General features: G+C 73.9%; 3 protein-coding genes. All 3 read left to right on the top strand.

What is annotated here, in order from left to right; translation table 11 throughout:
* On the top strand, positions 1-3,141 hold a 3,141-nt coding region (locus tag ACFXB5_RS49810), incomplete at its 5' end, for an amino acid adenylation domain-containing protein (RefSeq protein ID WP_385221749.1).
* Positions 3,138-10,268 carry an amino acid adenylation domain-containing protein gene (locus ACFXB5_RS49805; protein WP_385221746.1) on the top strand — a complete coding sequence of 2,377 codons (7,131 nt, stop codon included), beginning with the start codon at positions 3,138-3,140 and terminating at the stop codon, positions 10,266-10,268. The genes ACFXB5_RS49810 and ACFXB5_RS49805, both read left to right, overlap by 4 nt.
* Positions 10,269-10,342: 74 nt before the next feature.
* Entirely contained in the window at positions 10,343-10,555 is a 213-nt protein-coding gene (locus ACFXB5_RS49800) for an MbtH family protein (RefSeq protein WP_385221743.1), read from the top strand.
* Positions 10,556-10,630: the final 75 nt, after the last annotated feature.

Below are 10,630 nucleotides of genomic sequence, written 5' to 3'. Positions count from 1 at the left end.
CTTGCGTTGCCGCGTTCGGCGTCGCAGGTGGTGGCGTTGCTGGCGGTGGTCAAGGCCGGTGGTGGGTATCTGCCGGTGGATCCGGACTATCCGGCCGAGCGGATCTCCTACATGCTCGGCGACGCCGCCCCGGCGCTGCTGCTGACGGACAGTGCCACGGCCGCCGGGCTGCCCGAGACCGGCGGTCTGACGCGGCTCGTGGTGGACGCGGGGGAGACTCGGGCGCGGGTCGATGCCCTGGCCGGGACGGATCTGGGTGACGGTGAGCGGTTGGCGCCGCTGTCGGTGGATCACCTGGCGTATGTCATCTACACCTCCGGCTCCACCGGCCGCCCCAAGGGCGTCGTCGTCACCCACCGCTCCCTGTCCGACTACCTGGACTGGACGAGCCGCTCCTACCCGAGCGCGGCCGGCGCGGCGCTGCTGCACTCGCCGGTCTCCTTCGACCTGACGGTGACCGCGCTCTACACCCCGCTCGTCGTCGGCGGCGCGGTGCATCTCGCGGCGCTGGAGGAGGACCCCGCCGCCGAGCGGGCCCTGGCCGGGCGCCCGGTGACCTTCCTGAAGGCCACCCCCAGCCATCTGCCGCTGCTCGCTGCCCTCCCCGACGCGTTCTCGCCCGGCAACGAGCTGCTGCTCGGCGGCGAGGCCCTCTTCGGCGAGGCGCTCCAGGACTGGCGGGCCCGCCACCCCGGGGCCACCGTGCTGAACGTGTACGGGCCCACCGAAGGGACCGTCAACGTCGCGGAGTTCCGTATCGAGCCCGGTGACGAGGTCCCGTCAGGACCCGTGCCGATCGGCCGCCCGCAGGGCAACGCGCGTCTCTACGTCCTCGACGAGGGGCTGCGGCTCGTCCCGCCCGGAGTGACCGGCGAGCTGTACATCGCGGGCACCGCCCTGGCCCGCGGCTACCTCGACCGTGCCGCGCTGACGGCCGAGCGCTTCGTCGCCGACCCGTACGGCGCGCCCGGCGCCCGGATGTACCGCACCGGCGACCTGGCCCGCCGCCGCGCCGACGGCGATTTGGAGTACGTCGGCCGCGCCGACGACCAGGTCAAGGTGCGCGGCTTCCGCATCGAGCTCGGCGAGATCGAGACCGTGCTCGCGGGCCACCCGGACGTGGAACGCGCCGTGGTCGTCGTCCGCGAGGACCAGCCGGGCGAGCGGCGCCTGGTCGGCTACGCGGTGCCCGCCGCGGGCGCCCGCCCCGACCCGGCGGCGCTGCGGACCCGGGTCGCGGACGCGGTGCCGGACTACATGGTGCCCGCCGCGGTCGTCCTGCTGGACGCGCTGCCGCTGACCGCGCACGGCAAGCTGGACCGGGCGGCGCTGCCCGCGCCGGACTTCGCCGCCACGGTCACCAAGCAGGGGCCGCGCAGCCCGCAGGAGGAGATCCTCTGCGAGATCTTCGCGGATCTGCTCGACCTGTCCGAGGTCGGTGTGCACGACAGCTTCTTCGACCTCGGCGGCGACAGCATCATCTCCATCCAGCTGGTCAGCCGGGCCCGCAAGGCCGGGCTCTCGCTCACCCCGCGGGCCGTCTTCCAGCACAAGACGGTCGAGGCCCTGGCGGCCCACGCGGGCACCGTCGGCAAGCGCGTCGGCAAGGGGACCGACACCGGGGTCGGCTCGGTGCCGCTCACCCCGATCATCCACCGGCTGCGCGACCGCGGCGGCCCGATCGGCAAGTACGCCCAGTCGGTGCTGCTGCAGGTCCCGGCCGGACTCGGCGAGGAGCCGCTGGAGACCACGGTGCAGACCGTGCTCGACCACCACGACGCCCTGCGGATGCGGCTGACCCGCCCCGAGGGTGGCGGTGAGTGGTCGCTGGAGGTGCCGTCGCGCGGCACGGTGCGCGCGGCCGAGTCCCTCACCCGGGTCGACGTCGCCGGGCTGGGCGCGGACGCCCTCCAGGCCGTCATCGAGCGGGAGGCGGAGACCGCGTGGGCGCGGCTCTCCCCCGAGCAGGGGCGGATGCTCCAGGCGGTCTGGTTCGACGCGGGCCCGCGGAGCTCCGGCCGGCTCCTGGTGATCATCCACCATCTGGTGGTGGACGGCGTCTCCTGGCGCATCCTGGAGACCGACCTGGAGGCGGCCTGGCAGGCGGCCAAGGAGGGGCGCCCGGCCGAACTCCAGCCGGTCGGCACCTCGTATCGGCGCTGGGCCGAGCACCTGGTGGCCTCCGCGTACGCCCCCGGGCGGGTCAAGGAGGCGGAGCTGTGGTCCAGCACCCTGGATGTGCCGGACCCGCTGCTCAGCGACCGGCCGCTGGACCCGTCGCAGGACATGAACCACACCATGGGCGGGCTGTGGCAGATCCTGCCGCCGGAGCTGACCGGGCCGGTCCTCACCAAGGTCCCGGCGGCGTTCAACGCGGGCGTCAACGACGTGCTGCTCACCGCGCTCGCCCTGGCGGTCGCCCACTGGCGGCGCTCGCGCGGCGGTGCGGACCACCCGGCCGTCCTCGTGGACCTGGAGGGCCATGGCCGTGAGGAGTTCACCGACGGTGTGGACCTGTCCCGGACGGTGGGCTGGTTCTCCAGCATCCACCCGGTGCGCCTGGACCCCGGCCCGCTCGACTGGCGGGAGGTCCTGGCGGGCGGACCGGCCCTCGGGGACGCGCTCAAGCGCGTGAAGGAGCAGCTGCGCTCCATCCCCGACAACGGCCTCGGCTTCGGGCTGCTGCGCCACCTCAACCTGGACACCAAGCCCGTCCTGGCCGGCTTCCTGCCCCGCCAGATCGGCTTCAACTACCTGGGCCGGTTCGACATGGCGGGCCGCGCGGAGTACGCCGACTGGGCCGCGGCGCCGGAGAAGGCCCCCGGGTTCTCCGACCAGGACGCCCCGATGATGTACGCCCTGTCCCTCAACGCGGTCACCGAGGACCACGCCGACGGCCCCCGCCTGCGGGTCGCCTGGGCGTTCCCCGGAGCGCTGTTCCGCGAGCCCGAGGTCAAGGAGCTCAGCGAGGTCTGGGCCCAGGCGCTCCAGGCCCTGGTCACCCATGTCGAGGGCGGCGCCTCCGGCGGCCACACGCCCTCGGACCTGCCGCTGGTGTCGCTGAGCCAGCAGGAGATCGACGAACTCGAGGACGAGTTGGACGACGACGAGCTCGACGAGGAGTGGGGGATCACCCGGTGAAGCAATCCCGGATCGAGGACGTACTGCCCCTGGGGCCGTTGCAGGAGGGACTGCTGTTCCACGCCCTGTACGACACCGAGGGGATCGACCCCTACACCGTGCAGAGCGTGTTCCACCTCGAGGGCGACATCGACACCGAGGCCCTCAAGGCCGCCGGGCGGGCCCTGCTGAAGCGGCACGCCGTGCTGCGCGCCGGGTTCCGGCACAAGGGCGGCGAAAGCCCGGTGCAGGTCATCCGGCGCGAGGTGCCCCTGCCCTGGCAGGAGCACGATCTGAGCACCATCGCGGACGAGGAGCGGCGCGAGGACGCGGTGCGCCGCGTCGTGGACGAGGACCGCACCCGCCGGTTCGACATGGCCAGGCCGCCGCTCATGCGGTTCACCCTGGTCAGGATGGGCCCGCGGGACCACCGGCTGCTGCTGACCAAGCACCACATCCTCATGGACGGCTGGTCCTCGCCGATCGTGGCGGGCGAGTTCTTCGAGCTGTACGCCCGGGGCGGGGACGCCTCGAGCCTGCCGCCGGTCACCCCGTACCGCGACTACCTCGCCTGGCTGGCAGGCCAGGACACCGCGGCCGCCGAGGCCGCCTGGCGCACCGCGCTGGCGGGTCTGGCCGAGCCGACCCTGCTCGCGCCGCGCGCCACCGGCCACGCCGAGGTGGTCCCCGAGGAGCTGAGCGCGTCGCTGTCCGCCGAGCTGACCGAGGGCCTGACGGCGCTGGCGCGGTCGCGGGGCTGGACGCTCAACACGGTGGTGCAGGGCGCGTGGGGTCTGCTGCTGGCGTCGCTGACCGGCCGTGACGACGTGGTGTTCGGCACCACGGTGTCCGGCCGCCCCCCGGAGATCCCGGGGGTCGAGACGATGGTGGGGCTGTTCATCAACACCCTGCCGGTGCGGGTGCGGCTGGACCCGGCCGAGTCGCTGGCGGGGCTGCTGGGGCGGCTCCAGGACCAGCACACCGAGCTGATGGACCACCAGCACCTCGGGCTCACCCGGATCCAGGGCCTGGCCGGTGTCGGCACCCTCTTCGACACCCTCGTCCTCTTCGAGAACTACCGGGTGGACTCCGGCACGGTCGAGTCCTCCCTCGCCGGCGCCCGGGTCACCGGCGGCTCCGGCCGCGACGCCACCCACTACCCGCTGAGCCTCGCCATGGCCCCCGGGCCCACGATGCTGCTCAAGGTGGGCTACCGCCCCGATGTGTTCGACCGCGCGACGGTCGCCTCCCTGGTCGACCGGCTCACCCGGTTCTTCGAGGCGGTGGTGGCCGACCCCGGGCAGCTCGTCGGGCGGGTGGACGCGCTCGACCCCGCCGTCCGCCGCCAGGTGCTGGTGGACTGGAACGACACCGCGCGCGAGGTGCCCGCCACGACCCTGCCCGGGATGTTCCAGGAGCAGGTGGCGCGCACCCCGGACCAGCTCGCGGTGGTGCACGGCGACACCGCCCTCAGCTACGCCGGGCTCAACGAGCGGGCCAACCGGCTCGCCCACCACCTGATCTCGCTGGGCGCCGGCCCGGAGAAGCTGGTGGCGCTGTCGCTGCCGCGCAACGACCGCACCCTGGTGGCCGTTCTCGCGGTGCTCAAGTCGGGCGCCGGGTATCTGCCCATCGACCCCAAGTACCCGGCCGACCGCATCGCCTACATCGTGCGGGACGCCGCCCCGGCGCTGGTGCTCACCGAGTCCGGCGTCGACGCGGCCCTGCCCGCCACCGGCCACCGGGTGGTCGTCCTCGACGACCCCGAGGTCGAGCGGGCCCTGGAGAGCGCCCCGGCGACCGACCCGGCCGACGGCGAGCGGCGCGCGCCGCTGCACCCCGCCTCACCCGCGTACGTCATCTACACCTCGGGCTCCACCGGCCGCCCCAAGGGCGTCGCCGTGCCGCACCGCGCGGTGGTCAACCTCGCGGCCTGGGCGCGTACCGCCCTGGGCCCCGAGCGGCTGACCCGGCTGCTGTTCACCACCTCGCTCAGCTTCGACGTCTCCGTCTTCGAGATGTTCGGGACGCTGATGTCGGGCGGCACCCTGGAGGTCCTGGACGACCTCCTGGCGCTGGCCGAACGGCCCACCGCGCAGCAGCCCGGCACCGCGGTCAGCGCCGTGCCCTCGGCGCTGGCCCAGCTGGTCGGCCAGGGGGACGTACGGCTCACCGCCGACACGGTGCTGCTGTGCGGCGAGCGGCTGGGCACCCAGGCCGCCGTGGACATCCAGAAGACCCTGTCCGCCGGCCGGCTGTCCAATGTGTACGGCCCGACCGAGGCCACCGTCTACGCCACCGCGTGGGACACCGACACCCCCGTGGAGTCGGCGCCGCCCATCGGCCGTCCCCTGCACAACTACCGGGCGCTGGTCCTGGACCGCTGGCTGCGGCCGGTCGCCCCCGGCACCGACGGCGAGCTGTACCTCGCCGGGGAGGGCGTGGCCCGGGGCTATCTGAACCGGCCGGGCCTCACGGCGGAGCGCTTCGTCGCCGACCCGTACGGGCCCGCGGGCAGCCGGATGTACCGCACCGGGGACCGCGCCCGATGGACCCCAGACGGCCTCCTGGAGTGCCTCGGCCGCACCGACGACCAGGTCAAGCTGCGCGGCTTCCGCATCGAGCTCGGCGAGATCGAGTCGGTCATGGCCGCACACCCCGGCGTGGGCCACGCGGCCGCGGTCGTCCGGGAGGACCAGGAGGGCGACCGGCGCCTGGTCGGCTATGTGGTCGCCGACCCCGGGAGCCGCCCCGACGTGGCCGCCCTGCGCACCCGGCTCGCGGACACCCTGCCCGAGTACATGGTGCCGTCGGCGTTCGTCACCCTGCCCGAACTGCCCATGACCGCCAACGGGAAGCTGGACCGCAAGGCGCTGCCCGCCCCCGAGGTGGCCGGGGCGTCGGCCCGCCCGCCGCGCTCCCCGCAGGAGGAGATCCTGTGCGGTCTTTTCGCCGAGGTCCTCGGCGTGGAGCGGGTCGGCGTGGACGACAACTTCTTCGACCTGGGCGGGCATTCGCTGCTCGCCACCCGGCTGGTGTCCCGGGTGCGCTCGGCGCTGGGCGTGGAGCTGGCCATCCGCTCCCTGTTCGAGGCCGCCACCCCGGCCCGGCTCGCGGGCCTGCTGGCCGGGGCCGGAACGGCCCGCACCCCGCTCACCGCGCAGCCGCGGCCCGCGGAGCTCCCGCTGTCCTTCGCCCAGCGGCGGCTGTGGTTCCTCGACCGCCTCGGCGACGACCGCGGCGCCTACAACATCCCCACCGCGATGCGGCTCGCCGGCCAGGTGGACCGGAACGCCCTCGAGGCCGCGCTGCGCGATGTCGTCGCCCGGCACGAGAGCCTGCGGACGGTGTTCCAGGAGACCGACGGGGTGCCCCGGCAGGTCGTCCTGGACTCGGCCGAGATCTCCCTCGTCCACTCCGAGGTGCGCGAGGAGGAGCTGCCCGACGTCCTCAACGCCGAGGTCACGGCCCACTTCGACCTGGCCGCGGCGATCCCCGTACGGGCCCGCCTGTTCACCCTGGGCGAGACCGACCACGTGCTGCTGGTGACCATCCACCACATCGCGTCGGACGGCTGGTCCATGGGCCCGCTCGCCCGCGACCTGTCCACGGCCTATGTGGCACGGCTGCGCGGCGACGCCCCCGACTGGCGCGAACTCCCGGTGCACTACGCCGACTTCACCCTCTGGCAGCGCGAGGTGCTGGGCGAGGAGGCCGATCCGGACAGCCCGATCGCCCGCCAGCTCGCCTACTGGAAGGAGAGCCTGGACCGGCTCCCCGAGGAGCTGGCCCTGCCCGCGGACCGGCCCCGGCCCGCCGTCGCCTCGGGCCGCGGCGGCGCGGTGGTCTTCCGGATCGACCCCGGACTGCACGCCTCGCTCGCCCAGCTGGCGCGGGCGGGCCGGGCCACGCTGTTCATGGTCCTCCAGACCGGTCTCGCCACCCTGCTCGACCGGCTCGGCGGCGGCACCGACATCCCGATCGGCACCCCGGTCGCGGGCCGCACCGACGAGGCGCTGGACGACCTGATCGGCTTCTTCGTCAACACGCTGGTCCTGCGCACCGACACCTCGGGGGCGCCGACCTTCAAGGAGCTGATCCAGCGGGTCCGGGAGCGGGACCTGAGCGCGTTCGCGCACCAGGACGTCCCGTTCGAGCGGCTGGTGGAGGTCCTCAACCCGGAGCGGTCCCAGGCCCGCCACCCGCTGTTCCAGGTGCTGCTCACCCTGCAGAACACCGCGGACACCGACGTGGTGCTGCCCGGTCTGAACGCCACGCCGCAGCCGGTGGCGGTGGACATCAGCAAGTTCGACCTGAGCCTGGAGCTCAGCGAGGAACTGCTCGCGGACGGCGGCGCCGACGGCATCGACGGCGTGCTGCGCTACAGCACGGACCTCTTCGACCACGGCACCGCCGAGGCGCTCGCCGAGCGGCTGGTCCGGGTGTTGCGGACGATGGCCGCCACCCCCGACACCTCCATCGCCGACGTCGACGTGCTGACCGCGGAGGAGCGCGAGCGGATCCTGCGGGGCTGGAACGACACCGCCCACCAGGTGCCCGCCACCACCCTGCCCGCGCTGTTCGAGGAGCGGGCGGCCCGCACCCCCGACCGGCCGGCGCTGGTCTTCGAGGGCACCACCCTCGGCTACGCGGAGCTCAACGCGCGGGCCAACCGCCTCGCCCGGCTGCTCATCGAGCGCGGAGTGGGCCCCGAGGGGTACGTCGGCATCGCCGTACCGCGCTCGCCGGAGCTGGTCGTGGCGCTGCTCGCGGTGGTCAAGACCGGCGCGGCCTATGTGCCGGTGGACCCCGGCTACCCGGCCGACCGCATCCGCTTCATGCTGGCGGACGCGGCCCCGGCGCTGCTGCTGACGACCACGGAGACGGCCGCCGGACTGCCCGTCGGAGAGTCCGTGCCGGTCCTCGCGCTGGACGCGCCCGGCACCCTGGACACCCTCGCCGGGCTCCCGGCGGGCGATGTGTCCGACGGCGAGCGGCGCGCGCCGCTGCACCCCGCCTCGCCCGCGTACGTCATCTACACCTCCGGCTCCACCGGCCGCCCCAAGGGCGTGATGGTGCCGCACGAGGGCATCGTCAACCGGCTCGCCTGGATGCAGGCGCGTTACGGCCTCACCGACGAGGACCGGGTGCTGCAGAAGACACCGGCGGGCTTCGACGTCTCCGTCTGGGAGTTCTTCTGGCCGCTGCTCGAAGGCGCGGCGCTCGTCGTCGCCCGGCCCGAGGGCCACAAGGACCCCGCCTACTTGGCCGAGCTGATCCGGGCGGAGGGCGTCACCACCGTCCACTTCGTGCCCTCGATGCTCCAGGTGTTCCTCCAGGAGCCGGGCGCCGCCCGGTGCACCGGACTGCGGCGCGTCCTGTGCAGCGGCGAGGCGCTGCCCCGGGAGGTCCAGGACGAGTTCCTGCGCACCCTGGACGCCGAACTGCACAACCTGTACGGCCCGACCGAGGCATCGGTGGACGTCACCTCCTGGGAGTGCGAGCGCGCCGCCGCGCCGGGCCCGGTGCCCATCGGCCGGCCGGTGTGGAACACCCGGCTGTACGTGCTCGACGACGCGCTGCGCCCGGTGCCGCCCGGCGTGCCCGGCGATCTGTACCTGGCGGGCGTCCAGCTCGCCCGGGGCTATCTGGGCCGCCCCGGCCTGTCGGCCGAACGGTTCGTCGCCGACCCCTTCTCGACCGGCGGCGGCCGGATGTACCGCACCGGGGACGTCGCCCGCTGGCGGCCCGACGGCGCGCTGGACTTCCTCGGCCGCGCCGACGACCAGGTGAAGCTGCGCGGCTTCCGGATCGAACTGGGCGAGATCGAGGCGGTACTGGCCCGCCACGCCGAGGTGGCGCACACCGCGGTCGTCGTCCGCGAGGACCAGCCCGGCGACCGGCGCCTGGTGGCGTACGTCGTCACCCCGGCGGCCGGTGGCGCCCCGGCGGCCGGTGGCGCGCCGGACCCGGCGGCCCTGCGCGACCACCTGGCGGCCGAGGTGCCCGAGTACATGGTGCCGTCCGCCTTCGTGACGCTGCCCGAGCTGCCGCTGACCCCCAACGGCAAGCTGGACCGCAAGGCGCTGCCCGCCCCGGAGGCACCCGCCGACGCCGAGGGCCGCGCCCCGCGCAATGTGCGCGAGCAGATCCTGTGCGGAGTGTTCGCGGACGTCCTGGGGCTGCCCCGGGTCGGGATCGACGACAACTTCTTCGAGCTGGGCGGCCATTCGCTGCTCATGGTGCGGCTGGCCAACCAGGTGCGGCTCGCCTTCGGCGTGGACCTCACGATCCGGACCGTCCTCAACACCCCGACCGTCGCGGGCCTCGCCGAGCGGCTGTACGAACTGGACCACGGCGACGACCTGGACGTCCTGCTGCCCATCCGGCCGCACGGCTCCCTGCCCCCGCTGTTCTGCGTCCACCCCGGCACGGGCGTCGGCTGGCCCTACACCCGGCTCATCCCCGAGGTGGACCGCGACCGGCCCATCTACGCCTTCCAGGCCAGGGGGCTCCGCGACCTCGCCGAACTGCCCGGGTCCATCGAGGAGGCCATCGAGGACTACCTCGGGACGATCCGGGAGATCCAGCCGCACGGCCCCTACCACCTGCTCGGCTGGTCCCTCGGCGCGCCCATCGCCCAGGGCATCGCCACCCGGCTCCAGGCGTCCGGCGAGGAGGTCGCCCTGCTGATGAGCCTGGACGGCTATCCGATGGACGCGGCGCCGGTCAACGCCGAGCCGTGGAGCCAGCAGCAGTTCCTCGAGGACCTGGTGGAGGTCGCGGGCATCGACCTCGGCCACGACGGCCCCCTCGACCGCGACGAGGTGATGGCGGCCATCCGCGAGGAGGGCTCGCCCTTCGCCACGCTCAGCGCGGCCCAGTCGGAGAACATGTTCCGGATCTACCGGAACTTCGCCGTGGTGAGCGAGGCGTTCACCCCCGACCGGTTCACCGGCGACATGGTCTTCTTCCGCGCCACCCGCTCCAGCGAGGAGCTCGGGCTGCACCCGCACACCTGGGACCGGTACGTGGACGGCCGGGTCGAGGTCCATGACATCGAGTGCGTCCACGGCGAGATGACCCAGCCGGTGGCCATGCGGGTCATCGGGCCGATCCTCCGGGAGCGGCTCCGCACCGGCGACTGAACCCGGCCCTTCCGCTCCGGGAGCCTCCCGGAGCACCGAAACCCTTCGGGAACCGAAACAAGGAGAGACACGATATGAGCAACCCGTTCGAGAACGCCGAGGGCCGCTTCTTCGTCCTGGTCAACGAGGAGCAGCAGTACTCCCTCTGGCCGGCGTTCGCCGAGGTCCCGGCCGGCTGGACGGTCGTCCACGGCGAGGACACCCGCGAAGCGTGCCTCGAGCACATCAACCAGAACTGGACCGACATGCGGCCCAAGAGCCTGGTCGAGGCGATGAACGCCGCCTGATCCCACAGCCGCCTGACCCCACCGCCCCACCGCCCCACCACGCCGGGCCCGGGGACGGCCGCACCTGACCCGTGC

The sequence above is a fragment of the Streptomyces sp. NPDC059455 genome (assembly GCF_042750115.1).
Classification (GTDB): Bacteria; Actinomycetota; Actinomycetes; order Streptomycetales; family Streptomycetaceae; genus Streptomyces; species Streptomyces endocoffeicus.
This window is presented reverse-complemented; position numbering and strand designations above follow the sequence as displayed.